The organism is Pseudomonas morbosilactucae, from assembly GCF_023241665.1.
In the GTDB taxonomy this organism is placed as follows: domain Bacteria; phylum Pseudomonadota; class Gammaproteobacteria; order Pseudomonadales; family Pseudomonadaceae; genus Aquipseudomonas; species Aquipseudomonas morbosilactucae.
The window spans coordinates 1-26,259 of record NZ_JALQCX010000084.1 but is presented as its reverse complement, the minus strand read 5'-3'; the positions used below and the strand labels follow the sequence as shown (position 1 = coordinate 26,259).

Annotated in this window: 32 protein-coding genes and 1 pseudogene; 14 read left to right on the top strand and 19 right to left on the bottom strand. The window is 64.3% G+C overall.

Annotated elements, in window-relative coordinates:
• Nucleotides 1-6 precede the first annotated feature (6 nt).
• Nucleotides 7-534, bottom strand: a complete 528-nt coding sequence (locus M1B35_RS31040) for a chalcone isomerase family protein (RefSeq protein WP_259740367.1) — start codon at nucleotides 532-534, stop codon at nucleotides 7-9.
• Entirely contained in the window at nucleotides 535-1,095 is a 561-nt protein-coding gene (gene folE / locus M1B35_RS31035) for a GTP cyclohydrolase I FolE (RefSeq protein WP_123331340.1), read from the bottom strand. It lies immediately after the preceding gene.
• Between the two features lie 429 nt (nucleotides 1,096-1,524).
• On the opposite strand from folE, the gene M1B35_RS31030 reads away from it, so the two are divergent.
• Nucleotides 1,525-2,280: a hypothetical protein gene (locus M1B35_RS31030; RefSeq protein ID WP_268263973.1), complete on the top strand. Its 756-nt coding sequence runs from the start codon at nucleotides 1,525-1,527 to the stop codon at nucleotides 2,278-2,280.
• Between the two features lie 131 nt (nucleotides 2,281-2,411).
• On the top strand, nucleotides 2,412-2,990 hold the full coding sequence (locus tag M1B35_RS31025) for a DcrB/PsbP domain-containing protein (RefSeq protein WP_268263972.1): 579 nt from the start codon (nucleotides 2,412-2,414) through the stop codon (nucleotides 2,988-2,990).
• 6 nt (nucleotides 2,991-2,996) lie between these two features.
• Here the strand turns inward: M1B35_RS31025 and M1B35_RS31020 are convergent, their stop codons facing one another.
• From M1B35_RS31020 to M1B35_RS31000, 5 genes and pseudogenes are all read right to left on the bottom strand, one after another.
• Nucleotides 2,997-3,713 (bottom strand): alpha/beta hydrolase, encoded by a 717-nt coding sequence (locus M1B35_RS31020; protein WP_268263971.1) that lies wholly within the window; start codon nucleotides 3,711-3,713, stop codon nucleotides 2,997-2,999.
• 78 nt (nucleotides 3,714-3,791) lie between these two features.
• Nucleotides 3,792-4,211, bottom strand: a complete 420-nt coding sequence (locus M1B35_RS31015) for a hypothetical protein (protein ID WP_268263970.1) — start codon at nucleotides 4,209-4,211, stop codon at nucleotides 3,792-3,794.
• A gap of 30 nt (nucleotides 4,212-4,241) precedes the next feature.
• Nucleotides 4,242-5,354: a M14 family metallopeptidase gene (locus M1B35_RS31010; RefSeq protein ID WP_123331331.1), complete on the bottom strand. Its 1,113-nt coding sequence runs from the start codon at nucleotides 5,352-5,354 to the stop codon at nucleotides 4,242-4,244.
• Nucleotides 5,355-5,455: 101 nt separating this feature from the next.
• A pseudogene (locus M1B35_RS31005) lies at nucleotides 5,456-6,234 on the bottom strand (ABC transporter substrate-binding protein).
• 321 nt (nucleotides 6,235-6,555) lie between these two features.
• Entirely contained in the window at nucleotides 6,556-6,990 is a 435-nt protein-coding gene (locus tag M1B35_RS31000) for a rhodanese-like domain-containing protein (RefSeq protein ID WP_268263969.1), read from the bottom strand.
• A 101-nt stretch (nucleotides 6,991-7,091) separates the two neighbouring features.
• On the opposite strand from M1B35_RS31000, the gene ftrA reads away from it, so the two are divergent.
• Nucleotides 7,092-8,069, top strand: a complete 978-nt coding sequence (ftrA, locus tag M1B35_RS30995; protein WP_268263968.1) for a transcriptional regulator FtrA — start codon at nucleotides 7,092-7,094, stop codon at nucleotides 8,067-8,069.
• A 43-nt stretch (nucleotides 8,070-8,112) separates the two neighbouring features.
• On the opposite strand, the gene cobF is transcribed toward ftrA, so the two are convergent.
• From cobF to M1B35_RS30980, 3 genes are all read right to left on the bottom strand, one after another.
• A complete protein-coding gene (gene cobF / locus M1B35_RS30990) occupies nucleotides 8,113-8,868 on the bottom strand; it encodes a precorrin-6A synthase (deacetylating) (RefSeq protein WP_268263967.1) in 756 nt (251 codons plus the stop codon).
• A gap of 76 nt (nucleotides 8,869-8,944) precedes the next feature.
• Nucleotides 8,945-9,523, bottom strand: a complete 579-nt coding sequence (locus M1B35_RS30985) for a histidine phosphatase family protein (protein ID WP_268263966.1) — start codon at nucleotides 9,521-9,523, stop codon at nucleotides 8,945-8,947.
• An 81-nt stretch (nucleotides 9,524-9,604) separates the two neighbouring features.
• Nucleotides 9,605-10,174, bottom strand: coding sequence for a DUF4865 family protein (locus M1B35_RS30980; protein WP_268263965.1), 570 nt, complete (start codon nucleotides 10,172-10,174; stop codon nucleotides 9,605-9,607).
• A gap of 95 nt (nucleotides 10,175-10,269) precedes the next feature.
• Here M1B35_RS30980 and M1B35_RS30975 point away from each other — a divergent pair, with 95 nt between their 5' ends.
• Nucleotides 10,270-11,136, top strand: a complete 867-nt coding sequence (locus tag M1B35_RS30975; RefSeq protein WP_268263964.1) for a LysR family transcriptional regulator — start codon at nucleotides 10,270-10,272, stop codon at nucleotides 11,134-11,136.
• A 73-nt stretch (nucleotides 11,137-11,209) separates the two neighbouring features.
• Here M1B35_RS30975 and M1B35_RS30970 read toward each other — a convergent pair whose 3' ends face one another.
• On the bottom strand, nucleotides 11,210-12,292 hold the full coding sequence (locus tag M1B35_RS30970; protein ID WP_268263963.1) for a diguanylate cyclase: 1,083 nt from the start codon (nucleotides 12,290-12,292) through the stop codon (nucleotides 11,210-11,212).
• Nucleotides 12,293-12,501: 209 nt separating this feature from the next.
• The gene (locus tag M1B35_RS30965; RefSeq protein ID WP_268263962.1) at nucleotides 12,502-13,179 is read right to left on the bottom strand and encodes an SMI1/KNR4 family protein; all 678 of its coding nucleotides are present in this window, start codon (nucleotides 13,177-13,179) and stop codon (nucleotides 12,502-12,504) included.
• 361 nt (nucleotides 13,180-13,540) lie between these two features.
• Here M1B35_RS30965 and M1B35_RS30960 point away from each other — a divergent pair, with 361 nt between their 5' ends.
• The 9 genes from M1B35_RS30960 to M1B35_RS30920 all read left to right on the top strand — a co-directional run bounded on the left by M1B35_RS30960 (nucleotide 13,541) and on the right by M1B35_RS30920 (nucleotide 16,631).
• Nucleotides 13,541-13,834 (top strand): type II toxin-antitoxin system RelE/ParE family toxin, encoded by a 294-nt coding sequence (locus tag M1B35_RS30960; protein ID WP_123331309.1) that lies wholly within the window; start codon nucleotides 13,541-13,543, stop codon nucleotides 13,832-13,834.
• Nucleotides 13,835-14,125: an addiction module antidote protein gene (locus M1B35_RS30955; protein WP_123331307.1), complete on the top strand. Its 291-nt coding sequence runs from the start codon at nucleotides 13,835-13,837 to the stop codon at nucleotides 14,123-14,125.
• Nucleotides 14,126-14,220: 95 nt separating this feature from the next.
• The gene (locus M1B35_RS30950; protein WP_123331305.1) at nucleotides 14,221-14,559 is read left to right on the top strand and encodes a DUF7668 domain-containing protein; all 339 of its coding nucleotides are present in this window, start codon (nucleotides 14,221-14,223) and stop codon (nucleotides 14,557-14,559) included.
• Between the two features lie 36 nt (nucleotides 14,560-14,595).
• A complete protein-coding gene (locus M1B35_RS30945; RefSeq protein ID WP_268263961.1) occupies nucleotides 14,596-14,865 on the top strand; it encodes a DUF3349 domain-containing protein in 270 nt (89 codons plus the stop codon).
• Complete coding sequence (locus M1B35_RS30940; RefSeq protein WP_148053466.1) at nucleotides 14,862-15,242, top strand: hypothetical protein; 381 nt, start codon at nucleotides 14,862-14,864, stop codon at nucleotides 15,240-15,242. Before M1B35_RS30945 ends, M1B35_RS30940 begins: the two co-directional genes overlap by 4 nt.
• Nucleotides 15,239-15,619: a hypothetical protein gene (locus tag M1B35_RS30935; protein WP_268263960.1), complete on the top strand. Its 381-nt coding sequence runs from the start codon at nucleotides 15,239-15,241 to the stop codon at nucleotides 15,617-15,619. Before M1B35_RS30940 ends, M1B35_RS30935 begins: the two co-directional genes overlap by 4 nt.
• 87 nt (nucleotides 15,620-15,706) lie before the next feature.
• Nucleotides 15,707-16,177: an SMI1/KNR4 family protein gene (locus tag M1B35_RS30930; protein ID WP_268263959.1), complete on the top strand. Its 471-nt coding sequence runs from the start codon at nucleotides 15,707-15,709 to the stop codon at nucleotides 16,175-16,177.
• Nucleotides 16,174-16,416, top strand: coding sequence for a hypothetical protein (locus M1B35_RS30925; RefSeq protein ID WP_268263958.1), 243 nt, complete (start codon nucleotides 16,174-16,176; stop codon nucleotides 16,414-16,416). Before M1B35_RS30930 ends, M1B35_RS30925 begins: the two co-directional genes overlap by 4 nt.
• Nucleotides 16,413-16,631: a hypothetical protein gene (locus M1B35_RS30920; protein ID WP_268263957.1), complete on the top strand. Its 219-nt coding sequence runs from the start codon at nucleotides 16,413-16,415 to the stop codon at nucleotides 16,629-16,631. The genes M1B35_RS30925 and M1B35_RS30920 overlap by 4 nt, the downstream gene beginning before the upstream one ends.
• A gap of 317 nt (nucleotides 16,632-16,948) precedes the next feature.
• Here M1B35_RS30920 and M1B35_RS30915 read toward each other — a convergent pair whose 3' ends face one another.
• Genes M1B35_RS30915 through M1B35_RS30905 form a run of 3 tightly spaced genes read right to left on the bottom strand, consistent with a single transcriptional unit; the run spans nucleotide 16,949 to nucleotide 21,171 of the window.
• On the bottom strand, nucleotides 16,949-18,031 hold the full coding sequence (locus M1B35_RS30915) for a lipocalin-like domain-containing protein (RefSeq protein WP_268263956.1): 1,083 nt from the start codon (nucleotides 18,029-18,031) through the stop codon (nucleotides 16,949-16,951).
• Complete coding sequence (locus M1B35_RS30910) at nucleotides 18,021-20,492, bottom strand: ABC transporter permease (protein ID WP_279653969.1); 2,472 nt, start codon at nucleotides 20,490-20,492, stop codon at nucleotides 18,021-18,023. Before M1B35_RS30910 ends, M1B35_RS30915 begins: the two co-directional genes overlap by 11 nt.
• Before the next feature lie 10 nt (nucleotides 20,493-20,502).
• Entirely contained in the window at nucleotides 20,503-21,171 is a 669-nt protein-coding gene (locus tag M1B35_RS30905; protein ID WP_268263954.1) for an ABC transporter ATP-binding protein, read from the bottom strand.
• 176 nt (nucleotides 21,172-21,347) lie between these two features.
• On the opposite strand from M1B35_RS30905, the gene M1B35_RS30900 reads away from it, so the two are divergent.
• Nucleotides 21,348-21,896: a YniB family protein gene (locus tag M1B35_RS30900; RefSeq protein WP_268263953.1), complete on the top strand. Its 549-nt coding sequence runs from the start codon at nucleotides 21,348-21,350 to the stop codon at nucleotides 21,894-21,896.
• A 9-nt stretch (nucleotides 21,897-21,905) separates the two neighbouring features.
• On the opposite strand, the gene M1B35_RS30895 is transcribed toward M1B35_RS30900, so the two are convergent.
• From M1B35_RS30895 to pqqA, 4 genes are all read right to left on the bottom strand, one after another.
• The gene (locus M1B35_RS30895) at nucleotides 21,906-23,633 is read right to left on the bottom strand and encodes a hybrid sensor histidine kinase/response regulator (protein ID WP_123331283.1); all 1,728 of its coding nucleotides are present in this window, start codon (nucleotides 23,631-23,633) and stop codon (nucleotides 21,906-21,908) included.
• On the bottom strand, nucleotides 23,617-24,780 hold the full coding sequence (gene ercA, locus M1B35_RS30890) for an alcohol dehydrogenase-like regulatory protein ErcA (protein ID WP_123331281.1): 1,164 nt from the start codon (nucleotides 24,778-24,780) through the stop codon (nucleotides 23,617-23,619). Before ercA ends, M1B35_RS30895 begins: the two co-directional genes overlap by 17 nt.
• 151 nt (nucleotides 24,781-24,931) lie before the next feature.
• Nucleotides 24,932-25,846, bottom strand: a complete 915-nt coding sequence (pqqB, locus tag M1B35_RS30885; protein WP_123331279.1) for a pyrroloquinoline quinone biosynthesis protein PqqB — start codon at nucleotides 25,844-25,846, stop codon at nucleotides 24,932-24,934.
• Nucleotides 25,847-25,910: 64 nt separating this feature from the next.
• Nucleotides 25,911-25,982: a pyrroloquinoline quinone precursor peptide PqqA gene (gene pqqA / locus M1B35_RS30880; protein WP_011060521.1), complete on the bottom strand. Its 72-nt coding sequence runs from the start codon at nucleotides 25,980-25,982 to the stop codon at nucleotides 25,911-25,913.
• Between the last annotated feature and the right edge of the window lie 277 nt (nucleotides 25,983-26,259).

The window sequence follows — 26,259 nt, the reverse complement described above, 5'->3', positions numbered from 1 at the left end:
AGGCGGTTATTGCCCGAGCAACCGGGCGCGTAATTCCGGGTTGCGGGTGCGCGGGTCGAGCCAGATGGCGAAAAACGCCTGGGCGAACGCCGGGTCCTTCACTTCGTGCTGCAAGGTCTGGTCGACGAAGAACTGCGCGCCACGCCCGGGCAGAAACACCCCAGTAATGATCCGCCCCGGCACCACGTCGACAAACGAACGCTGCATCTGCGCCCGCCAGTCGCTGAGCTGGGCCGCGCTGACCGCCGGGCCCGACAGGCGCTGGATCTCGTCCAGGCTGGTTTGCACCAAGTCGTCGCGGCTGATCTTGCGCTGGTAGGTCAGTTCCAAGGCAAACGGCGTATCGGCCGCCAGGGGCGCCGCCGAGCTCCACAGCCGCGCCTGGTAAACCTTGAAGCCGAACCAGGTGAATTCACCGCTGCCCACCACCCGTGCGTTGGGCAAGGTCGCCTGCCAGCCGGCCGATGCCGTGGCGCTGAGCAGCACCAGGAGCCAGAGCGCACGGCGCAGGGCCGTCAGCGGTGGGCGCTGCACTTAGGGCTGCCTTCTGATCAGTTGCAGGAATTCCTGGCGGGTGCTGCTCGATTCGCGGAACGCGCCTAGCATCACCGAGGTGTTCATCAGCGAATTCTGCTTCTCCACGCCGCGCATCATCATGCACATGTGCCGCGCCTCGATCACCACGGCCACACCGGCGGCCCGGGTGACCTCCTGAATGGCCTCGGCGACCTGCCGGGTGAGGTTTTCCTGGATCTGCAGGCGGCGGGCGTACATGTCAACGATGCGCGCCACCTTTGACAGCCCCAGCACCTTGCCGGTGGGCAGGTAGGCCACATGGGCCTGGCCGATAAAAGGCAGCAGGTGATGCTCGCACAAGGAGTACAGCTCGATGTTCTGAACGATCACCATCTCGTCGCTGGTGGAGCTGAACAGCGCGCCGTTGACCACCTCTTCCAGGCTCTTGTGGTAGCCGTTGCACAGGTAGCGCATGGCCTTGGCGGCGCGCTGCGGGGTGTCGCGCAGGCCCTCGCGAGCGGGGTCTTCGCCAACGCCGGAAAGGATCTCACGATAGTGTTCTGGCAGCAGGTCGCTCATTACAGGGTCATCCGAAAGGCGATTGCAGCGCTCGGCAGATGAGCGCTGCAACGGGGGTAGCAAAGTGGACCTGAGGCGGTCGATTGCTCGTCTGACCGTGCCCAGGCAGTGCTCGGGCGTGGCCTCAGGTCCAAAACCGGGGGAACAGCACAACGCAGGTCGGGGAGTTGATCCCGGTAAAGGCGAGCTCGCTGTTCCCTGGGTAAAAACTTATACGCAAAAACAGATTCTGTACAATTTTTTTAAGCGATATAGCGCTTGAAATTGCAAAAACCTGTACATATCCGACTGAATACCTGCCCAACGACAAAATTCCTGTACAAGAAAAAACCAAACCCGCCCGTCCTCCGGGAGCGTCTTGCAAGACATACGCGCCAACACCGCGATTGGATGCTAGTTTTGCCAACCTCCTCCTTCAGGTCTGATCCCGTGCTGCTTGTAAAACTGCTGACGGTTCCCGGGTTTCTCTGGCTGATTTCCCTCGCCAACCGGCGCTGGGGCCCGAGTGTCGCCGGCTGGCTCGCGGGACTGCCTGTGGTGGTGGGGCCGATCCTGTTGTTCCTGGCCCTGGAACAAGGCCAGGACTTCGCCGCCCAGGCGGCGGTCGCGGCCTTGTCGGCACTGTTTGCCATGGTCGCCTTTAGCGTCGCCTACGCCCGGGCGGCACAACACCTGGCCTGGCCGGGAGCCCTGGCGGTCGCCATGCTGGTCTGGGCGTTGTTGGCCACAGCGATTGCCCAAGTGCCGACGTCCCTGGGGTTTTCCGTCGTCTGCGCCCTGTCGGCGCTGATCCTCGCGCCGCGCCTGTTTCCCGCCGTGGGCACGCTTGCCGTCAGCCCTGGCCCGGGCTCCGACAAACTGCCATACCGCATGTTCGCCGGGGCCCTGCTGACCCTGGCCGTGACCTGGCTGGCGAGCACTGTGGGCCAACAGTGGAGCGGCCTGCTGGCGGTGTTCCCGGTGCTGGGCAGCGTGCTTGCGGTGTTCTCCCATCAACGCCATGGCCCAGCCTTTACCACCGTGCTGTTGCGGGCCCTGGCCACCGGGCTGTATTCGTTCGCGGCGTTTTGCCTGGTGCTGGCCCTGGCGTTGCCACACCTGGGGCTGGTGGCCTTTGTCGTGGCAGTGCTGGTGTCGATGGCGGTGCTGGGCATCAGCAAGCGCTTGCTGGCAGGCCGCGCCTAAGCACTCGGGCCTGGGGCACAGGCGGTTTAGATGGGGCGGCTTTTTATCCGAAGGCACAAATCCCACTGGAGCGCTCAATCACGGCCATGGGATGATGCGCGCCTTTCGCGACCACCCTGGAGCCCTTCCCCATGTCATTGTTCGGCAAACACGCCGCAGTCCTGATCCTCGCGGCACTGGCCGGTTTCGGCGCCATGAGCGCCCAGGCGGCGGACAAGAAAAGCAGCAAGCCCCCTGCGGCGCAAAACATCTCGATGCTCAATGGCAAGTTCAGCTTCACCCTGCCCAAGGGCTTCACCGCTTCCACGCTGGGGGCCGGCGACGAGGCCAGTGGCACCGCCGGCGCCAGCGGCACACTGTACTCCAACGCCACGACCAAGACCGTGGTGATCGCTGCGCATAACACGCTGCCTAACGGCCAGCAGGTCGAAGACAACGACAGCGTCTTCCTCGATGGCGCGGTGGCGGGTTTTCTCTCGCAACAGGCCGCCGCCCTGCCGGACTTCAGCAAGCAGAGCGAAAAAAGCATGCGCGTCAAAAGCCTGGGCGTACGGCAGATCGACAGCACCGCAAGCATGGGCGGCGGCCTGACCCTGAACTCCACCCTGCTGGCCGGTTCGGGCAACAAAATGATGGTGATCCAAGTGATTTCCCGGGCCGGCGACAAGGCCGGCCATGAAACCCTGATGAAGCAGATCCTCGGTCAATAACCCCGCCTAGGGGTTGAGGGCCTGCAGCCAACGGCCCAGGTCCTGGACCTCGGCCGCGTTGATACCGTGGCCCATGCCCGGGTACACCTGCCACTGGGGTTGCAGCCCCAGCGCCCGCAGTAGGCTGTTGGCCTCGACGCCATCGCTGTAGGGCACCAGTGAGTCGTTGGTGCCATGGCCGATAAAGATCGCCAGTTGCGTCAGCGCCGGCCGGGCCTTGAGTTCCGCGCGCAGCACCGGCAGCACCTTGCCACTCAAGGCGGCGATCCCGCGTACCGCCTGGGGCTGCCGCAGCGCCAATTGATAAGCCATCATCGCCCCCTGGCTGAAGCCCACCAGGAACACCTTGTCGGCCGTGGTGTGGTACTTGGCGACCGCTTTCTCGACAAAGCTACCCAGCACCCGGGTGCTGTCGGCCAGGTCCTCGGTCACGCCGTCATAAGGCCCGTCGCCTTTACGTCGGAACCACTGGTAACTGCCCTCTTCCAGGGTCAGCGGCGCCCGCACCGACAGGTAGTTATAGCCGCTCGGCAAGCCTTCCCGAAGGCCGAACAGGTCTTCTTCGTTGCTGCCATAACCATGGAGGAAAATCACCAAAGGCTGGTGGGGCGCCGGGTTATCGGCCTGCTCCAGGTAACGCAAAGGCAGGTCGTCGTGCAGCGGCGCCTGCGCCTGGACAACCGGCGCGGCGAGCAGCGCCAAGAGCGCTAGACAGCGGATCATAGGGGGCTCCTTGAGGGCTGAAAAAGACCAGGCCAGAGCCTAACACTCGACGCCCGGCTGAACCCAGGAGCGATTCGATCAGGCCGTTGGCCAGGTCTGGTACGGCGCCCGGCGCATCAACAGCAGCAACACCATCGCGACCATGACCCCGGGGCCCATCACCAGGGGGCTGAAGCCCACGGGCAGGTAGGCGCCGAACATCAGCAGCACCGAAACGCCAATGCCGCACCACAAGCCCAGGGCCCAGCGACGTTTGTGCTCGAACAGCGGCTGCGCGCTCATCAGGTGGAAATAGACGATCCAGCCACTGAGCACGCCGTACCAGCAGGCCAGCACCATCAACAGCAACCCCAAGGCGGCAACGGGGTCGCGGGCCAGGCCATTCAGGGCCGCTTGCAGCCCCATCAGCCCCGCCGACACGGCCATCAGGGTTTGCGGAAACACAATCAGCAGCACCATGCAGGTCAGGGCGCTTTGTCTCAGGGCAACACGGTTCATGGGTTCCATCCTTGGGGGTGAGGCCGGGGGTCAGTCGTTGATCAGCTTGCCGGCCCGTATCGCGTCGCGTCCGGCGACCTTGGCCAGCCAGGTGCCCGGCTGGGTGTAGCGTCCGCGATCCAGGGCAAAGAGCACGCCCGCGGTGCCGGCGCGCACGGTGCTGACCTGATCGCTGAGCGGGTCCACCACTTCGAACAGGGCATCGCCCTGCTCCACCCATTCTCCGGCGTCCCGCAGGAAGCTGACCACGCCGTGGTGCGGCGCAAACAGGTACTCGGTGCCCTCGAACGGCATGCCTTCGCAACAGTGTTCGGGCGCGGCTGGCCAATCACCGGTGATAAACCCCTGCTCCGCAAGAAAACCGAGGATTGCCTCGCTGTTGGCCCGCGCCTGCTCGACCCGGGTGTCGCCCATGCTGCCCAGTTCCAGGGTGGTGGCCAGGTTGGCCGGCGGGATCGTCGCCTTGGGGAAGTCCCGGGCCAGGCGCAACCAGGGCGAAGAGCAGGATTCATCGAACGAACTGCCGCCCGAGTCCTCGCACAGCAAAGCCACCCCAGCCTTGAGCCGTGCCGCCAGGGATTGCCATTGCGGCCAGTGCTGGGGCAGTGCGTACAGGTGGATCGCTGCCTCGAAATCACAGTGCAGGTCGAGGGTGATATCGGCGTCGCAGGCGTGGCGCAGCAACAGCCGGTGCAGGGCTTCCAACTGCGACCCCGGGGCTGGCAGCGCGTCCAGGACCTGGCCCATGGCGTGGCGAATCAGGACGATGTTGGCGGCCGCGTCGCTGCCCAGTTGCGCGCCGATCAGGTCGCCCACCGGACCGCTGAGTTCGACGAAGGCACGGTTGAAGTTTTTGCCGCTGCCCAACTCGAAACGCCCCAGGTGGCTGCCTTGCACATGCTGGTCGAGGCCAATGGGGTTGGCCACCGGCACCAGTTCTATCACCCCCTGCAATTGCCCGCGTGTTTCCAGCTCGGCCAGGCGTTGCTTGAGTTCCCAGGCGGTGCGCATGCCCGGCAGCTCGTCGGCGTGCAGGCTGGCCTGGATGTACACCTTGCGCTGGCCGCTGCCGAAACGGAACACGCTGAGCTGGCGCTGGCTGCCCAGGTGACTCCAGGGCAGAGAATGGTCGATGCGTTGCATGGGGGCTCCCAGGTAAAAAAAGCGTGGCGCAGGATAAAACACTGAGGCACAAAAAAGGTGGCCAACGGGTCAACCGTGGCCACCTTTTTACAACGAGGGAATTACTCGCCGTAGACGTCGAAATCGAAGTACTTGTCTTGCACTTGCTTGTACTTGCCGTTGGCACGGATGTCGGTGATGGCCTTGTTGAATTGCTCCGCCAGGGCCGTGTCCCCCTTGCGCACCGCAATGCCGGCACCGCCGCCGAAGTATTTCGGATCGTTGTACTCAGGGCCTACAAAGGCAAACCCTTTGCCGGCGTCGGTTTTCAGGAAACCGTCGTCGAGGTTGACCGAGTCGGCCAGCAAGGCATCGACGCGACCGGCGAGCATGTCCAGGTTGGCTTCCTGCTGGGAGCCGTAGCGCACCAGGTTGATCCCGGCCGGGGCCAGCACTTCAGTGGCGAAGCGGTCGTGGGTACTGGCGCGCAGCACCCCGACTTTCTTGCCCTTGAGTTCGGTCAGCGGGTCTTTGACAGTCGAACCGGCCTTCATCACGAAGCGCGCAGGGGTGTGGTAGTACTTGATGGTGAAGTCGACGTTCTTCTTGCGGTCGTCGGTGATGGTCATGGACGACAGGATGGCGTCGATCTTCTTCACTTTCAGCGCCGGGATCAGGCCGTCGAACTCTTGCTCGACCCAGGTGCATTTGACCTTCATCTGCTCACACAGGGCGTCGCCCAGGTCACGTCGAAACCGGTGAGTTTGCCGTCGGAGGTTTTCATCGAGAACGGCGGGTAGCCGGCTTCGATACCGATGCGGATCGGCTTGGCCTCGTCAGCGGTGGCGGTCAGGGAAAACAGGGACAGTGCCAGGGCACCGAACAGCGCGAACTTGTTCATTTATAACTCCAAGGGGCGGAGGTTTTTATTGGCTGGTTTCGACTGCCTGAGCAGCGAAGTGGCCAGCAGTCTAGAGGCGCCCCCAGGAATGAAATTATGTTGATGCGACAAATACTTATAAAAAAACCATGACCTCGCGCGCGTCCCGAAAAGCCTGCCCCGGTTCGTTGCAAAAGCCACTAAAAACCCCGCGGATCGCCACCAAACGGTGCACGTTGGCGGCCGAAATCCGACCCGCGAGTCTCGTTGAAAACCCTTGAACGTTGGAGCGTCACACGCGGACCGTCGTCAACGGTCCGCGCACTATCAAGCAGTGACCGCTCAGCAATCGCAGGCCAAGGTGACGGGTTGCTCGCGCAGCACGTCGGCGGTCAAGGCAAAGCCTTCATCCAGCCAGCCCGTGACGCCGCCGATCATCTCTTTGACCGGGTACTCCAGCGCGGCCAGTTTCACCGCCGCCTTGTTCGCCCCGTTGCAATGGGGCCCGGCGCAATACACCACAAACAAGGTGTCTCGCGGGTAGGCCGCCAAGCCCTCGGCGCTAAGCTGCCGTGTCGGAATATTGATCGCCCCCGGCACATGCCCGCGCTCGAACGCGCCAGGGCCGCGCACGTCCACCAGGACAAAATCCACCTCCCCGGCGGCTTGGCTAGCGTGTACGTCGGAACAATCGGTCTCGAAGGTCAGGCGGTTGGAAAAATGCATCAGGGCAATGGCCGAAGGGGCGGCGGGAATATCACGGACCAGGCTGGTCATGGGCGCTCTCCAGGAGTCGATAAGGGCTGGGAAGGACTTTATCCGCTGCGCCCCTGGCGCTACAGTGGCGGCCCAGACATTGACTGGTAACTTTCCGCCAAATGCACACTGCCCCCGGTTTGGTCGCCATCCTGGCCTATGACGGCCTCTGCACCTTTGAATTCGGCATTGCTGTGGAGATCTTCGGCCTGCCGCGGCCGGAGTTCGATTTCCCCTGGTACCGGCATTGCATCGTCGCCGTGGACAGTGGCCCGATGCGCGCCACCGGTGGCATCCAGGTGTTGGCCGATGGCGGCCTGGACCTACTGGAGCAGGCGCAGACGATAATCATCCCCGGCTGGCGCAGCCGCAGCGAGCCCTTGCCGCCCCTGCTGATCGAGGCCCTGCAGCGGGCTCACCAGCGCGGTGCGCGGCTGCTGTCGATCTGCTCCGGGGTGTTTGCCCTGGCCGCCAGCGGCTTGCTCGATGGCCTGGGCGCTACCACCCATTGGCGCTACACCGACGAACTGGCCGAGCGCTTTCCGAAGATACGAGTCGACCCGGATGTGCTCTATGTCGACTCCGGGCAACTGATCACCTCGGCCGGCAGTGCGGCCGGAATCGACGCCTGCCTGCATCTGGTGGCCCGGGATTTCGGCACGGCGGTAGCCAACAGCGTGGCCCGGCGCCTGGTGATGTCACCGCAACGCACCGGCGGCCAGGCGCAATTTATCCCGACCCCGGTGGGGCGCACGCCGCGCAACGATTTGTCGCGAGTCATGCAATGGGCCCGCGAGCACCTGCACGAGCCACTGGAAGTGCGCGACCTGGCCGGCCAGGCGCTGATGAGCGAACGCACCTTTCTGCGGCGTTTCAGCGACGCCACCGGCGCCACGCCGAAGGCCTGGCTGCAACACGAGCGGCTGGCCCGGGCCCGGGAACTGCTGGAAAGTGGCACCGACACCACCGAGCACATCGCCCAACGTTGCGGTTATCGCTCGGTGGAGAGTTTTCGTGTGGCCTTTCGCAGCGTGGTGGGCTTGCCGCCATCGGCGTACCGCGAGCGGTTCGGCCGAAGCGGCGCTGACCTCAACCCCTAGCGCCGAGGCTGGCAGCTGCGCCCAGGATGTGCGCAGCCGGTGCCTAGGGTTTGCGCAGCAGATACGTGTCCATGATCCAGCCGTTCGCGGCGCGGGCCGCCGTGCGCTGGCGCTGGATCTCATCCGCCACCTCGTCGAGGCGACCGGCCACCAGGATTTCCTCAGGTGTGCCCAGGTAGGCGCCCCAGAAAATATCCCAATCCTGACCACGCAGGTGCTGGTAAGCGTCCTCGGCATCGAGCATCACCACCAGGCTGTCGGCCTCACTGAACTGGCCCGCAGCCACACGGCGCCCGGTGGTGATTTCCAGGGAGCGACCGATGCGGTTCAACGGCACCCGGTGCCGCGCCGCCAGGGCCTGGACGCTGGTGATGCCGGGGATCACCTCGAACTCGAACCGGCACTGCCCCGCCGCGAGGAGCCCCTGGAGAATGCGGATCGTGCTGTCGTACAGCGCCGGGTCGCCCCAGGCCAGGAAAGCCCCGGTCTCACCGTCCGCCAGTTCTTCATTTATCAGCCGCTCGAACAGTTGCTGCTTAGCGAGGTTGAGGGCCTCGACGCTGCTCTGATAGTCCACCTCCCCACGCTCGCGCTCGGGGCTGGGCGCCTCGACAAACCGGTAGTCGCCGCCGGCGATGTGCTGCCGACACAGCTCGCGGCGCAGGTCGACCAACGAGTCCTTACGGGCACCCTTGTCCATCAGGAAAATCACCTGGCTGCGATTCAACGCCTTGATCGCCTGCACGGTGATGTGGTCGGGGTTGCCGGCACCAATGCCGATGATCAGAAGGGTTTTCATGGGGACAGGCTCTCGGGGCGGGTCGTGATCGGTGGGGCCAGGGGGCTGAGTCAGCATGGTTTGCGTCAGCGTCGGTTCAACCCTGCACATCCTCGTTGTTGGCTTGCAGGCGCAACCGCCACCCCCCATTGAAGCGCAATTCCAGGCTCGACAGCGGCTCCACGTCCATCTGCCGGCAGCTGTGCAACGGGCAATTCAGCACCTGGGCCAGCGCCACCCGGATCACCCAGGGATGGGTGATGGCCAGCAGATGCCCAGGCTGCGCAGAGACTTCCTGTAACCACCGCGCAAGGCGCGCCTGGAGTTGCAGCAAGGACTCACCGCCGTGGGGCGCCGCAGCGCTGTCATCAAGCCAGGCCTGCAAGGCATCGGGCTGCTGTTGTTGCACCTGATCGAGGCCCTGCCCCTGCCAGCAGCCCAGGTCGAGGTCCCGCAGGGCTGGAACGATGGTCGCCGGCCCGGCGAACAGCTCGGCGGTCTGCCGCGCCCTGAGTTCAGGCCCGCACAGCAGGCGCGGCGTGCCCTTGAACTGCCCGGCGCGGCTGCCCTTGGGGGTTGACCAGGGCATGTCCAGCGGCTCATCCAGGGGGAAACAGGCACGCTTCTGGGCGGCGGTGCGGCCGTGGCACATCAGGGTCAAGCGGGTCGCCTGCACAGGGGGGGTCTCGATAAAGGACAGCCAGGGTTGAGGCGGGGTTTGTAGCACGGGTCGAGGCCCGTTTCCCAGCCTGCCGTGTCAGCCTGCGACGGCCTTGAGCCCGGGCTGCGCCAGGTACAGCACTTCATAGTGCTCGACCCCGTGAGCAGGAACCGGCGCTCCGGACGACAGGGTAAAACGCAACAATCGCCAGGCTTGCAGGTCCAGGGCCACGAACACCGCAAAGGTCTCTGGGTCGGCGGCGATGGCCTGGTTGCGTTGCTGTTCCTCGGCCAGCAGTTGGGCCCGATCGGCCTGCGGATCGATGTCGCAGCTCTCGCGGTACAGCGCTCGGGCTTGCGTCGCCGGGCCGCGACGCCAGTCCAGGGGCAGCCAGGACTCGATCACCGGGCGGCCGAATGAATCGATCACCCCCTGAAACCCCGGGCCCATCAGGAACGCCCCCGCTGCCGAGGGATCAGCCCACAGGTAAATCGACGCATAACCGTTGTGCGACGCGCCGTGTACACCCCGCTCCTGGCCGGCGAAGACCTTGAACAGCAAACCCGGGACCTGGTCCCACAAAGGCCCCCGTTCTGCCGCCCGACGGCGGATCAGGCCCATGTCGTAATCGGCGGGCAGGCGGTGAGAATACTGTTTGGCAAACATAGCAGTGCTCCAGTGCACGGAAGGTGTTGCCAGCTTGCGCAGCCCTGATGATTACAACAAGATATCGCCAAATATATCTGTGATAAGAGATTGCTATGTCTGAGCCCACCAAGCCCCTGGACCTCGACACCGTGCAGGCCTTTGTCCTGATCGCCGACTTCGCCAGTTTCACCCGCGCCGCCCAGGCCCTGGACACCTCCCAGGCGGCCATCAGCCTCAAACTCAAGCGCCTGGAGGAACGCCTGGGCTACCGGCTACTCGAACGCACGCCGCGCCATGTGCGCCTGACTGCAGAAGGCGAGACCTTTATCGTCGCCGCCCGGGACCTGCTGCACGCCCATGAGCGGGCCCTGGACCACCAGCAGGCCGCGCCGAAACGGCGCCTGGTGATCGGCATCAGCGACCATGTGGCCGGGCCCGATCTGCCGCACATGCTGGGGCGCATCGCCACGTACGACCCCTTGTTGCTGATCGAAGTGCGCATCGCCGCGTCCCGGGAGCTGACCGCGGCCTTCGACCGCCATGAACTGGACGCCGCCATCGTGCGCAACGAGGGTGCCCGGCAGGACGGCGAAGTGCTGGTGGCCGAGCCCATGGGCTGGTTTGCCGCCCCCCACTGGCAGCATTCGCCGGAGGCGCCCCTGCCCCTGGCGACCCTGGCCGCACCTTGTGGCGTACGGCAACTGGCAGTGCAGGTGCTGGACGCCGCCGCAGTGGCCTGGCGCGAAGTGTTTATCGGAGGTGGCGTGATGGCCGTGGGCGCAGCGGTGAGTGCCGGGCTGGGGGTGGCCGCCCTGGCCCACCGCGTGGCACCGAGCGGCGCCGTGGAAGTGGGCGAACGCCTGGGCCTGCCGAGCCTGCCGCTGACGGAGATCGTGCTTCATACCCGTGCCGGCGATGCCCGGACCCAGGCCACCTTGCGCGCCCTGAGCGCAGCGTTCCGCGGCAGCCTGGTGCGCTAACTGCGCTGCTGATGGAGGGGAAACCAGGGAAATCAGCGTAGGGGGCGCCAACACCAGCCAGGGCGGCGTGGCGTCAGTGTGAGGTCATCAGGCGCAGCGACTGTTCATCCCAAGGCCGATAGGCGACCTTGTTGCGCCCCGTGCTCTTGGCCTCGTACAAGGCCAGGTCGGCGTCATTCAGCCAGCCGAGGGCATCCGCATGCAGAGGGTCGAACGCCGCCAGGCCAATGCTCAGGCTGACCTGCAATGCAGGGTTCTGCTCATAGCCCAGCGCGCTGAACCGGTCCCGCAGCGCTTCCATCAACTGCGCCGCATGGGCAATGGGCACATCCGGCAAAATCACGCAGAACTCATCGCCGCCATAACGCCCGGCCAGGTCGCTGACCCGCAGGTTCTGCCGGAGGATCTTGCTCAGTTGGCGCAGTACGATGTCCCCCGCCACATGGCCGTAGGTGTCGTTGATGACCTTGAAATGATCGATATCGATCAAGGCGATCGCCCCGCCCTGCTGCTGGCGCTTGCAACGCTGGAACTCGATGTCCAACTGGTCTTTCCAGGCACCATGGTTGAGCAGCCCGGTCAGGCTGTCAGTGCGACTCAGCGCCAGCAATTCACGTTTATGCCGGCCCAGGGTGAAGGCCTGCTGGTAGCAGATGTAACCCAGCACCAGCGGATACAGGGTCAACATTGGCAAGCAGGCATACAACTGCAGCGGCGTGGTGTCGGGCACCGAGGTCACGGGGAACAGCAGCAGGGATATGCCGATGCCCAAGGCCTGGGCCAGCGAGCCGAACAAAAAGAAACGCATGCCGCCAATGGCGACGTTGTGCATCGCCATCATCCCCAAGGTGGTAGCCAGAGGCAGCGGGTTGAACTGCATGGCCGCGACCCAGAAGCCGCCCATCAAGGAGTCCACCAGCAGATTGCGATGCTCAGCCCAGAACGGCACCCGCGCCCGACGCGCCCATTGATAAGCCACATGGGGCCAGATGAAGGCGTTGAACAACATGAGCCCCCACAGCCAAGCGGGAGGATGCAAGGGGTAAAGGCCGGCCGCGACACAAATCAGCCCCAGGCCGAGGCCCAGAATGCGCGATTTGTATAGCCTCTTGGCCAATGACAGTCCTTTGCCTTTGCTGTGCTGCGCAGGGCCCAAGGCTCCTCCGTTGAAACTGTGCGGAGAGAAAAAGCATGAAGGGGAATAATGCTAGGCAGTCTATCAGCGCACGATCAAATAGCCATCACTGGTCGAAGACTGTTTTATGGCCACGACCCGGCCCCTGATCGAGCGGTTCAATGGGCGCTGGGCCTCGCCTGGGGCGGCCTTTCCAACCGCCCAGGGCGCCGCCGCCCCCACGTTTGCAATCAGCTCGGCTCACACTCCCAGGACGCGGTTATCGACACCGTCTCGACAACGCTCGCGGGCAGCACGGCCAACGCCACCCTGGCTTCCTCGGCACTGATCAAGGCCGGTGAATCTGCCTCCCGTTGCTCAATCAGCACCCGCACCCGCTCCAGGCCCGTGCGCAAGGGTTCCGGCAGGTAGCCATCAAACAATCGCAGGTTGGCGATCACACACTGCCGGGCATCGCTCAGGTCAAAATCGCTTTCAAGCTGGTGCTCAACGTCCCTCGCGGACTCCACCAACAACCGATACACGAACTCAGCGAAGGACAGGTTCTCCACTTCGCTGGTCTCTTGGTCATGCCAGATAAAAGCCACGCCCATTTGCCCGTCGGCCATGGGCGTCAAGCAATACGCATCACCGGCACCTGATTGCGCAAAGGGCAAAAAGCGCCGTCCATTCTGATAGGCCGGATTGAGCCATTGCTCGACAAACTCAGCGGCCTCCTGAGCATCGATCCACTCTAGGTCATAGACACACGACAACGCGGGCTGCGCCGACAAGCTGTAGTTGCGCCACTCTTTCTGCCAATCAGCGCGGTCTTTGCCGTAGCGGGTCTTGCCATCCGCCAACAGGCGGACAAACACATCCGGCAACGCTATGCCGCAAGATTGGGCCAACGGTTGAAAATCACTCATGCGCACTCGCTCTGGAAAATTCGCTAATGCCCTATCGGCACCGCCCGTAATCGTGGGCAAGTGGGGCCGACGGCTTTTGACTTGAGGCTGATGCTACAAACATTCGAAGGCATTTTAGAGTAAACGCAAAGCGCTGCATTAAATGACCCGGGTGAAAACGCCTCCCACGGGCTGTCGCTCTTCACCTTTGGCCCACTTCAATCCCCCGACTAATGTCGCCCACTCAACATTCCGATACGAAAATCGCGCCCCCTCCTCCCCCTCTGCTGCTTACCTGATAGCCAGGCATTCGCCATGGACCGCCAGTCGGATCAGTTGCACGACGGCATTGTAATAAGTCTCCATATGGATACACTCCACCATGAACTACACCCTCCAGCAGACGCCCGTCTTTGCGCGCTGGCACTCCTCGCTTCGCGATCTGCGGGCCCGGATCGCCATCGCACGGCGTCTTGAACGTGCGGCGGCGGGCAACCTCGGCGACGTCAAGGCCCTGGGCGGCGAACTCTGTGAAATGCGTGTAGATATCAGCGCCGGCTACCGCATTTATTTCATCCGGCGTGGCACCTGGCTGATCATTCTGCTGCAGGGCGGCAACAAGGCCACCCAAGCCGCCGATATCCAAAAAGCCCGGGCCCTGGCAAAGGAGTTTTAAATGGCTGACACACTGATTCCCTTCGACATCGCCACCCTGCTCGACAGTGACGAGGCCATCAGCGAGTACCTGTCCCAGATCCTCGCCGACGGCGATACCGATGAACTGCTGCGAGCCCTGGGCCACGTCGCCCGAGCACGGGGCATGGCCCAGGTTTCCCGCGACTCGGGCCTGGGCCGCGCCAGCCTGTACAAAACCTTCGCTCCCGGTGCCAAGCCGCGCTTCGACACCGTACTCAAGGTCATGCGTGCCCTGGGAATTGAACTGCGCACCCATGTACCCCATGCCTGATCGGTGGCCTGGCTGCAGATAAAAAAGCCTGCCACCGGCTTGTAAAAAACACCGCATCAATTCAGGCTCCGCGCTCACCTGACAGGGACTGGACCATGGACGTCGCCCCCCCTCTGCAACAGCAGATCCGCGAGCTGATCGACGCACTGGTCGCGGCTGACTACACAAAAATCGCCACCGCAGGCTGGCTCGGGCGGCTGCGTGCAGACGACCTGCACGCACGCGTGCGTGAGTACGGCGCCAGGCTCGTCACCCCTCCCCCGACCTTTATGGACAGCATCGAGGCCTACCCCTACAAGGATGGTTCGGGCCTGCATCTGGATGTACCGCTGTGGACGGCAGAGGAAGGCCTGAGCGACCTGACCCTGTCCCTGGAGGTGCTGTTCCAGGGCGATGACGGCCTGTTGCACCTGCATGACCTGCGTGTGCTTTAAGCCGATGGTCATGGCCCGACGCGAGGTGTTCCCCCCATGCAAAGCAGTCTGAATATGCTCCATGCCGCCTACCCACAGGGCCTGCCCGATGGGGATTACCTGCCGCTGCTGGCCTTGCTCTACGAGCACTTTTCCGACCGCAATCTGGCCGAGCTGGTTGCCGCGATCTGCGGCCGGGATGCGCACCGGGTGCTCAACGATATTTACCGCGCGTGCAGCACGCACAAACCCGACGCTTCGCAGGTGGCGCGTGTGCAACAGCACCTGCAATCCCACGGTCTTTCCAGCCTGTGTTTGCAGCCATGAACGTTCGCCTCTTGCAGATCCACCCATCCACCCCACCACGGGTCAGTTTTTTCAGCGCGTGCGGTACGGGCGAAGCCAACTGGTCAGGCCCACTGCCTTCAGTCGACACCTGGTGCGAAGTCGAGCTCGACCTCGATGATGAATTCCGTTGGGGGCACAACCTGAAGCCGACTCAGCGCCACAGCGCCAGCCTGAACGTGCAGGCTGATGGGCTGCACCTGTGCGCCGAGCTGGTGGCCCTGGAAGCGGATGGCACAGCCGTGCTCAACCTGCATGGCTCTATCGTCCTGATCAGCCTCCACCCCCACACAGAGGCCCATACGGGATGGGTCGAACTGGTCGCCCAGGACCTGACCCTGCATGGCGTTGAACGATGAACCGGCCATCACACCCTCCCCTCCAGCCAGACGCGTCGTTCTCGGTGGTCGACGGTAGCATCCAAGGCATCAGCAGCCGCCCCGGGCTTTTGCGGGTTGAATTCATCGACTGGCAGGAGCAGCCATGGGTGCTGTCCTTCAACGACCTGGTGGCGTTCCAGAGCCTGGGCGCCGAGGGCTCGCAGATCGCCGAATTGAGTATGGCTGCCATGCCCCTGTTAATGGCCCAGGTCGATCCACAGGAACTGACATCAAGCCCCCACAGCTACAGCTTTATCTGTGCCTGGAGCGCTCGCCCGGTGCTGAGCGTCATTGCCGGCAGCTACCACTGCGAGCGGGCCAGCCAACCTGAGGCGGCAACTTGGTCAGGCAACTGACCATCAGCCCGTGACAGTCACGCCAAAGCGCCACGCCACCCACTTATCGCCACGGGCCCAACCCACCAGACCAGGTCCAGAACCGAAATGACCACTGCGCCACCACCGAACCGTTTTGAGCACTTCAACCGCCTCATCGACAGCGCACGCCAGGAGCAACCGATCTGGTTCGCGCTGGAGCCGGACCAGCCGCCAAGCGCCGGCCAGATCGAGCATGCCCAGCAGCAGTTGAACTGCCTGCTGCCCGAGGACTATCTGAGTTTCATCAGCCGCTACGGTGGCGGCTACTTCGGGCTGGGCATCGTCTACTCGCTGGATGAAGCCAGTGATTTCAACCTGATCCAGCGCAACCAGCAGTGCGCCCATTTGCGTGGGGCGCATGTGGTGTTTTCCGACAATGGCTGTGGCGACCTCTATGGCTTTCCCATCAGCAAGGGCCATTGCCTGCCTCAGGTGTCGATCTACCTGCACGACAACGACAGCTGGAGCCCCCTCGACGATAGGGGCTTCCTGCACTTCCTGCTGGGCCAATCCATTGATTACCGAGAGCACCCATGACCTATCACGATGTGTTCATCAACCGCGTCGAGCAGTTTTGCATCGGCATCGAAACGGAGTCGGGCAGGACCTATGTGTCGATGCCGTTGCGCCCCAACGGGTGCCTGATCGAGTTCGACCACTACTTCGAGCTGGACGCTGCCGCCTTCGAGCAGTTCCAGCGTGACCCGCAGGCGGCACTGGCGTTCGTCGAGCGCTGTCGCCAAGGCCAAGTCGCGCCCATGGTGATCGGCGTATGAAGCTCTACTACGTGATCGCCGAAAAAGACCTGTACCCCCAATACCCCCATCACGCCGACTGGCCCAAGCAGATTGCCTACTGCCTGCAAGACCGCAGCATCATGCTGACCGAGGGTAAGGGGCATGGTCTGGCAGGCAGCGTGATTACCCTGCCGCGGCCAGCGAGCCACACTGGTGGGCCGTGTTCACAGCCTTGCAGGCCGAGTGGTTTCTGAGCTTTATCGAAGAGGGGCGGTTTGCCGATGAGGGGGAATTTACGGCAGCGTTGAGCGAGAAAATCGGTCCATTGCGGACTGTGAAGTATTGAGGGCAAGCCCCCCACAAAAGGTGTTCGCCCAGTGCTATGGCCTCGGCAATCCATGCACTGGTAAAGAGCCTTTGCACCGGGCGAACGGGCGCTATTTTAATCGAATGAACAAGGAAAGTCCTTGCCCAGATTCTGAAAAAAACTGCACACAATTCCCGCCAGAATTGTTCGGAGTAGCCCGTAAAAACGGGTGTTTGACGGTCGGATTTTTCTTCGGCTGCCGCCTCAATAACCGGTCATTTCCAGGTAGCCGCTGCCACCGTGGCTGCCGCTGATGTGCACCGGCCCTTCCCAGTAAGGAATGCGCAGGTTCATCCAGGCCTTGGGGTTGAGTGCCTGAGTCGTGACGTCCAGGCCCTTGGAGGGAATTTTCAACTGCCAGCGGGTGGGCAATTCACGGCCCTCGACCTTGGAAACATCCAAGGGCAACAGCTCGATCTCCCCCTTGTGCAAGGTCCGGGTTCGCCCGTCGGCGCTGATCCAGGTGCCGGTGATGTAGTGCGCACCGGTGCTTTCTCGGACGCGGAACAGCATCAGCCGCTCGCCACTGTCCAGGTGCAGGGAGAACCAGTCCCAGCCACTCTGCCCGGCCGCCAGGGGCTGGCTGCTCCACTCGCGATCAAGCCAGGCCGGACCGCTGACCTGATAGGTCTGGCCATCGATCTGCAGGCTGCCCGTCGCCTGGAAAAACGGCTGGCTGTAGTAATAGGACGCCTGGCCCTGATCTGACTTTCGGCTATAGCCCTGCTCACCCTGCAGCACCAGCGGCTGCTGAGTGCGCAATTGCAGTTGGTAAGCGAACCCCGGCCCGTTGGCCTGCACGTGCAGGTGCGCAAGGGGGTCGCCTGCCGCTGACAGGCTGCGCACCCCCCAGTCATCGATCCAGGCCTGGAACGGCTGGGCACTCACCCCGGCCTGGCCAACGCCGCCCCGGGCGTAGCGCTCGGCCGCATGGTGGCTGCTGGCCGAGGTCGCCGCCGCGTGCCCCAGCCACACCACCGGCGAATGCCAGCCCGGCTGCTCGGGGCCAGGGCGCAAGGCGCTGCGAAACAACGTCCACTGCACCCCGAAGCGCTGACCACTCGGGTCCACCAGATCGGCGGTGAGGTACCACCATTCGATGCGAAACCCCTCATGGGCGCCGTGATCGGCCGGAAAGCTGAATACCCGACCGGGCACCACCTGAGTGAACTCGGCCGCCTGGTTGCCCAACCCGGCAAAGCCCTGCTGCGGTTCGCTCGACTGATCGCATCCGCTCAAACCCAGCAGCAGTAACAGCACCAGGCCCCGTGCCCATTCAACGCTCATCGGCAAAGGTCCTCAGCAGGTCCACCGGTTGCGTGCGGTAGAGTTTGAACAGCGGCCACGCCGACGCCAGCAAGGTGGCCAGCAGCGCCAAGCCCAACAACTGCGCGAGCTGCCACGGGAACACCCGCAATGGCAGGCGCCAGCCAAAGGCCTGGACGTTGATCACCGTATCCAGGCACCAGGCCAGGGCGATACCCAAGGGCAACGCCAGCACCAGGGTCAGCACCGCCAGCAGCCAGGTCTGGCCCAGGTTGAGCAGCATCAACTGGCGCCGGGTCACGCCCAGGGCCCACAGCGGCGCCAACTGGCCAAGGCGGCTCTGGCTCTGGGTCAGCAGGCTGATAAACAGCGCCACGCCGGCCACGCCCAGGGTCAGGCTGTTAAGGGCAGCCGTGGCGGCGAAGGTGCGCTCGAAGACTTGGCTCGACCAGCCCTTGAGTTGCGCCTGATCGACGATGCGGCTGTCGTCGAGCGTAAAGCGCTGATGCAAGGCGGCAACCAGAGGCCCGATGGCGGACGGCGCAATCCGCAGGTTGAAGCGGCTCGGCGCCAGCCCCGGCCAGTGCTGCAACAGGTGCTCGACATTAACCAGTACGTGGCCCTTGGGGTTGCCGTAGTCGGCATAGATCCCCACCACCTGCGGTGCCCATTGGCCGTCGGGTACCGGGATCGGCAAGCGATCACCCAGGCGTACCTTGAGCCGGCGCGCCAACTGCTCGCTGAGCATCAGGCTGTCGCCATGGGCCAGTTGCTCCCAGGGCTTGTCCCCCAGAGCTTCCAGCAGGGGCCAATGCTGGCGGTAGGTCGGGTGATCGATCACCCCGTACAGCTCCGCCGGCCAACCCTGCAATGGCAACGGCACCAGCCAACTGGGCAGCACTGCCTGCACCTCCGGCTGAGTGGGCAGCCACTGTTGCAGCTCGCGGGCCTGGGTCGGGTCTTGCGGGTTGAGGTACAGCTCGGCAGTCAGGCGTTGTTCGAGCCAGTCGTTGAAGGTCTCGCGGAAACCGGCGGTCATGCTGCCGGCACCGATATTGGCCGCCAGGGCCAGCAGCAGCGCCATCAACGCCAGGCTCAGGGCCGGCAGTTGCTGGCGGCAGTCGGCGACAAACCATTGCCCCAGCACCGAGCGACTGCGCCCCAACAACCCACCGAGCAAGGCATTCAGCAACACCGGCAGCGCCAGGGCAGCACCCAGCAACAAGGCCGCCATCAGCACAAAGCCGCTGCCCAGGCTGTCGCCCAACCACCACGCCGTGACAGCCACTACCACCGCCAGCGCGGCGACCCAAGCCTGGCGGCGCAGCCAGCGGGCATGGGCTTGATGCCAGGCTTGGGGGTTGGCCAGGGCCAGCAACGGCAAGCGTGCGGCACGCAAAAGGCTGTTGGCACCGGCCAGCAACGCGCCCAGCAGGCTCAAGCCAATGCCGCTGAGCCACCACCAGGGGCTCAGGCTCAACTGCCCCGCCACTTCGGCGCCATACAAACCGCGCAGGCTGGCGGCCACGTCGGGCAGCAACAGCGCCGCCAGCAGGTAACCACTGGCCACCCCGGCCACGCCGCCCAACAGGGCCAGAGCACCCAATTCCAGCCCCAGGCACAGGATCAGCATCCGCGCACTGACGCCGCAGGCACGCACCGTGCGCAACAGGCCACGACGCTGTTCCAGGGCCAGGCCGATGGCAGCGTGGACGATAAACAGCCCGACCACGAATGACAGGAAACCCAAGGCATTGAGGTTCAGGTGAAAGCTTTCGGTGAGCCGTGACAAGTCGTTGTCTTGCATACCCGGGCGCAGTTGCAACAACCCCGCAAGGGCCTCGGGCAACGGCGGCATTCGGCTGGCGAACTCCCTGGGCAGCAGCAGGCGCGACAGTTGCCCGGGCTGCCCCAGCACGGCCTGGGCAAAGCCGATGTCCACCAGCAACACGCCCGGGGCCATGCCCTCCTGGCTGCGCAACGGCGGCAAGCGCTGGCCCTCCAGGGCCTGGGGTTGCTCACCCGGTTGATAGCCGAGGGCCTGCAAGGTTTGCGGTGCCACCCAGGTGCTGCCCGGCGGGCTGAAGAACTCGACGATGCTGCGAAGGTCCAGGGCTTGCCCGGCCACCGCGGAACCGGCCGGCAGGGACAGCGGCTCGATGCCCATCAGTTGCAGGCGCTGGTCTGGGTGTCCCTTGAGCTGCACCCGGCCTTGCAGCACCGGCGACACCGGCCAGCCAGCCCGCCGCAGGCTGATGAAGAGGTCTTGGGAAAAGTTGGCGCCATTGGCGGTGGCCAGGCTGGACTGGGGTTCGCCGCCCAGCAGTTGGCTGGCCCGGGCATAACTGTCCCGGGCCTGGCTGTTCAGCGCCAGGACCCCGGTCAGCAGGCTGGTGGCCAGCCACAGTCCGGTCAGCACACTGAAAAACTGCACCGGGTGCTGGCGCCAATGGCTGAGCAAGGCGTCGAGGGTCCAACGCATGACCCGCACCTCAAGCCTCCTGCACAGCGGCCAGACGGCCACCCTGCAACACCACGGTCCGCGCCAGGCGGCTGGCCACCCGCTGGCTGTGGGTGACCATCAACAGGCTGGTGGAGCTGTCGGCCAACACCTCCAGCAACAGTTGCAGGACCTGATCGCCCGTGGCTTCGTCGAGGCTGCCGGTGGGTTCGTCAGCCAGCAGCAGGCCCGGTTTCGCCGCCAGGGCCCGCCCCAGGGCCACCCGCTGCTGCTGGCCGCCGGAGAGCTGTTCGGGGTAGCGCTGAAGCAAATCACCCAGCCCCAGGCGCTCCACCAACTGGGCTTGCCAGCGGGGATCGAAGCGCCCCGCCAGCCGCGCCTGAAACCCCAGGTTGTCTTCGACCCGCAGGCTGCTGATCAAGTTGAACTGCTGGAACACCAGCCCCACTTGCGTGCGGCGCCAGCCGGCACGCTGGCTTTCATTGAGCCGCTCCAGCGGTTGCCCGTCGATGCGAATGCTGCCGCCGTCTACCCGGTCCAGCCCGGCGACCAGATGCAGCAAGGTGCTCTTGCCGCTGCCCGACTCCCCCATCAGCGCCAGGCTGCTGCCCTGGGCCAAGTGCAGGTCCACACCCTGCAACACCGTCAGCGGGCCCTGGGGCGTGGCGTAACCTTTGTAGACCGCGTGTACATCGAGCATGGGTGGGTGAGTCCGCCGGCAGATGGGGCTCAAGGATAGCCCCTGTGACAGCACGGGCTGGAAGAAACCTGCGTAGGCAACGGCGACAGGCCGCCACGCCCCCAACTAAAAGGCCTATCGGCCAGCGGCCTCGAAATATAGTATTGCCGCCCGACTCGTCATGGCAGGAAGCACACATGAACTATCTACGCGCCCAGTTGCTCTACCGGCTCAGCATCGCGGCAGGCGCGCTGACCTTCAGCGCCGCGCTGATTTCCACGGTCTTCTCAACCCTCAAGATGCTGCACTGGCGCCTGGACAACGGCACCGCCATGTCCGAAACCATCAATCGCCCGATCACCCAATTCACCGTCTGGCTTAACAGCAACACCCGTCCCCTGGACTGGTTCTGGGACAACAGCCCGACCCCGGATTTCATTCGCCTGAGCAACGCGTCGCACTGGAAATACCTGGTCATCTACCTGCTGATTTTTCTTGGCGCGGCCCTGTATTCCTGGGGGCGGACCCTGATGGTCAAAATGGAGGCCGTCGAAGACCAGATGGAGGCCCAGCTCAAGCTCGCCACGCCGGACGGCGAGACGGCCTTGACCCGCGAGCAGCTCGAAGACTCGACGGTGATCGACGAAATACCTTCGTTCTTTGCCCAGGTCAGCCTGCTGGTTGTGAAGCCGCTGACCATCGGCCTGATCGGCGTGGGCCTGCTGTGGATGCTGCGGATTATCTGAGCCGGCGTCCTAGCCCAGCAACTGACTGAGCACCGCCCGCAGCTTGCCCGGCTTGACCGGTTTGTTCAGCAGCGGCGCGCCGAGCTTCTGCAAGGCGCGGCGGCACTGGTCGCTGCGGTCGGCGGTGATGATCACCGCTGGCACCCGCTGCTGGAAATGCTCGCGCAACTGCTTGACCACCTCGCACCCGGTCACCCCGTGATCCAGGTGGAAGTCCGCCAGGATCAGCTCCGGCGCTCGTCCCTGCAGGACCTCCAGGGCCGCCGCCTGATCGGTAGCGGTGAGCACCTCGCAGCCCCATTGGCCGAGCAGCGCGGCCATGCTTTCGAGGATGCTGGTTTCGTTGTCCAGCACCAGTAGCCGGCGCCCCGGCAACGGATTGCCAGCGCCCGGTTGCGGCAGCGCCAGGCTGATGGGCAGTGGCACTTCCCGGGACAGTGGCACCTCAATGCCGAACATCGAACCGCGCCCCGGCTGGGAACGCACCAGCACCCGGTAACCGAGGATCTTGGCGATGCGTTCGACGATCGCCAGGCCCAGGCCCACGCCTTTGCGGTCGGCAGCCCGGCCCACGTCCAGTTGGTTGAATTCCAGGAAGATCGAGTCCAGGCGGTCGGCAGCAATGCCGCGTCCGGTGTCCCAGACTTCCAGGCGCAAAAACTCGCCCCGACGCCGCGCGCCCAAGAGGATGCTGCCCTGCTCGGTGTAACGGCAGGCGTTGCTGAGGAAGTTACGCAGGATCCGTGTCAACAGGCGCAAATCGGTGTGCAAGGCGAAGTCGCCGATCCGCGACCGCAAGGTCAGCCCGGCGGCCTCGGCCACTGACTGGAACTCCGACGCCAGGGGCGCCAGCAGCTCATCCAGGCGATACAGGGCCGGGTCCGGCTTGACCGCAGCCTGGTCCAGCTTGGAAATGTCCAGCAGATCGGTGAGCAGGTCTTCGGCGCCTTCCAGGGCCTGATGCGTACGCTCCACCAGCACCTGTTCGCTGGCCGGCAACTGCCGCTCGCGCAAGGTGGAAATCAGCAGGCGCGCAGCGTTCAAAGGCTGCAGCAGGTCATGGCTGGCGGCGGCCAGGTACTTGTCCTTGCTGCGGTTGGCGGCCTCGGCAGCGTCCCGGGCCTCGCGCAGGTCACGCTCGACACGCTCGCGCTCGGCAATCTGCTGCTGCAGGTTGCGGTTGGCCTCCAGCAACTCATCGGTGCGCGCCGCCACCCGTTGTTCCAACTGGTCGTTGAGTTGCTCCAGGCGTTGCTGGGCCAGCTTGCGCTCGGTGATGTCGGCGACAAAGCCCTCCACCAGGCCATCCTCGTCAGGCTTGAGCAGCAGGTTCATCAGCACATCGATGCTGCTGCCGTCCTTGCGCCGCAACTGGGTTTCATACCCCAGCAGGCTGCGCTCGCGCTCAAGCCGGTCACCGATGGCCTCCAGCTCCGCAGCGCCGCCAACAAACAGGTTGCCCGCCAGGTCCGCCAGGGAAAACAGCACCTCCTGCGGGTCGCTGTACCCGAGCATGCGCGCCAGGGCCGGGTTGGCCGCACGCATGCCGGCCAGCAGGCTGGCCTGGAAGATGCCGTGCACCGCATGCTCGAACAGCCATTTATAGCGATTGCGTTCGGTTTCCAGGTCTTCCAGGCGCGCCGCCAGTTCCGGGTAGTGACTCTTGCGCGCCGAATGGTTGCCCAGTCCCAGCAACCCGGCCAGGGCCCGTTGCTGCTCCTCAGAGGGCCTCGCCATACACGACCTCGACATCACGCTGGCTGGATTCACGCGGGTTGGTGAGGATGCACGGGTCGTCCATCGCGTGCTGCGAAAGGAACGGAATGTCGCTGCTGCTGACGCCATGCAGGCCCAGGGTTTCGTGGAAGCCGATGGCGTGCTTGAGGGCGATCAGGTGCTCCACCAGGCGCCCGCAAATCTGCCGCTGGTTAAGGCCCCGGCAGTCGATGCCAAAGGTCTCGGCGATCACCTTGAAACGCTCCGGCGCCGAGCTGTAGTTGAAGGCCACCACATGTTCCACCAACACCGCGTTGCACAGGCCGTGGGGCAAGTCGAGGAAGCCGCCGAGGCTGTGGGACATGGCGTGCACCGCGCCGAGAATCGCATTGGAGAACGCCAGCCCGGCCTGCATGCTGCCGAGCATGATCTTTTCCCGCAGGGCGATGTCCGCCGGGTTGGCGATCATCTGCACTAGGTTGCCGTTGATCAGGCGCATGGCTTCCAGGGCGTGGGGGTCGGTGAGCGGGCCGTGGCCGGTGGAGACGAACGCCTCGATGGCATGCACCAGGGCGTCGATGCCGGTGCAGGCGGACAGGAACGGGTCCATGCCAAGGGTGGTTTCCGGGTCGATCAGCGACACATCGGGCACCACCGCCTTGCTGACGATGGAGAACTTCATGCGTTCCTGCTGGTTGGAAATGATCACGAACTGTGACACGTCCGCCGAGGTGCCGGCTGTGGTGGGAATCATGATCAGCGGCGGGCTGGGCACGCGGATGGTGTCCACGCCCTCGAACTCGAGGATGCTGCGGCCGTGGGCGACCACGATGCCGATGCCCTTGCCGCAGTCCATGGGGCTGCCGCCGCCGACCGCGACAATCACGTCGCAACCGTTCTCGCGGTAAATCTCGGCGCCGAGCATCACCTCCTCGACCCTGGGGTTGGGGGAGACGGCGCTGTACAGGCAGTAATCGACGCCCTGGGCCTGCAGGCTGGCCTCGACATCGGCGACCCAGCCGGCGGCGATCACCCCGGGGTCGCTGACCACCAGGACCTTGCGCGCACCGAAGGTTTTGGCGTAGTTGCCGACGTTATGCCGACAGCCGGCACCGAAGATGATTTCCGGGGAAACGAATTTACGCAGCAGACTGAGATTCTGGCTCATGGCGGAAGCCTGTTTCTTATTGTTCTGAAAAGAGAACGCCAGCCTAAAGCAACGGCGCGCAGCGCGCTATGTGCGGTGTGGAGCTCGGAGCTTCAAGCTTCAAGCTTCAAGCTTGCGGCTTGCGGCTTACGGCTTACGGCTTACGACTGCCTCAAACAAAAACATCCATCCCGTCATACGCCACTTCAATGCCACGCCGCGTCAGCTCGGCGCGCTCTGCCGAGTCCTCATCGAGGATCGGGTTGGTGTTGTTGATGTGGATCAGCACCTTGCGCGCCCGGGGGAAGCCCTCCAGCACTTCCAGCATGCCGCCGGGGCCACTTTGCGCCAGATGGCCCATTTCGCTGCCGAGCTTGTCGCCGACCTCGCAAACGCGCATTTCGTCATCTCGCCACAGGGTGCCGTCCACCAGCAGGCAGTCGGCGCGACGCATCCAGCCCAGCAACGCGTCATCCACCTGCCCCAGCCCGGGGGCGTAGAACAGGGTGCCGCCGCTTTGCCGGTCCTCGATCAACAAACCGATATTGTCCCCGGGGTGGGGGTTGCCGCGGTGGGGTGAATACGGGGGCGCGCTGCTGCGCAAAGGGATCGCCCGCAACAGCAGGTTGGGGCAGGCGGCGATGCTGAAGGCCTCGCCGGTCAGGTCGATGGGCTGCCATTGCAGGCCGCCGTTCCAGTGGCTGAGCATGTTGAACAACGGGAAACCGCTGCTCAGGTCCTGATGGACCATCTCGGTGCACCAGACTTGATGAGGGCAGCCTTCGCGCAGGCTGAGCAGCCCGGTGCAATGGTCGATCTGGCTGTCCAGCAGCACCACCCCGGCAATCGCCGAATCCCGCAGGTGCCGGGCCGGTTGCAGGGTCGGAAACGATTCGAGCTGTACGCGGATATCGGGCGAGGCGTTGCACAGAATCCAGTCCACCCCGTTGTCACTCAAGGCGATGGACGATTGGGTCCGGCGTTGGGCGCGGACACTGCCGTTGCGCACACCGGTGCAGTTGCGGCAGTTGCAGTTCCACTGCGGGAAGCCACCCCCGGCCGCGGAACCAAGAATGCGGATATGCATGGGGGAAGCTCCCGTGATCGGAGGAGACTCCGGCCAACGCAACGATTGACCGGAGCGGAACGCATCAACGATTGGCGAAATACATCGTCACTTCGAAGCCAATACGCAGATCGGTGTACGCGGGTTTATGCCACATGGGTCAATCCTCTTCTTGTGCCGGGCGATTCCGGTAGAGGCATTAATGCACGGAGGGCGACGGGGTCGAATGCTACTTTCGAAGGAGCGCGCGGGGTGCATTGGTAGGGGGCGAACCGCGGCGCCGAGGACCATGGTCAAGGGACGCTCGCCATCGGGCAAAAAAGAATAGGAGCCGCCATGGCAGCGAGGGCACAGCACAAGCCCGGTCGCCGCCAGCCGACTCCTACAAAGAGAGAGCGATCACACCAGACGGCACGACGTCCACCCAAGGCGCC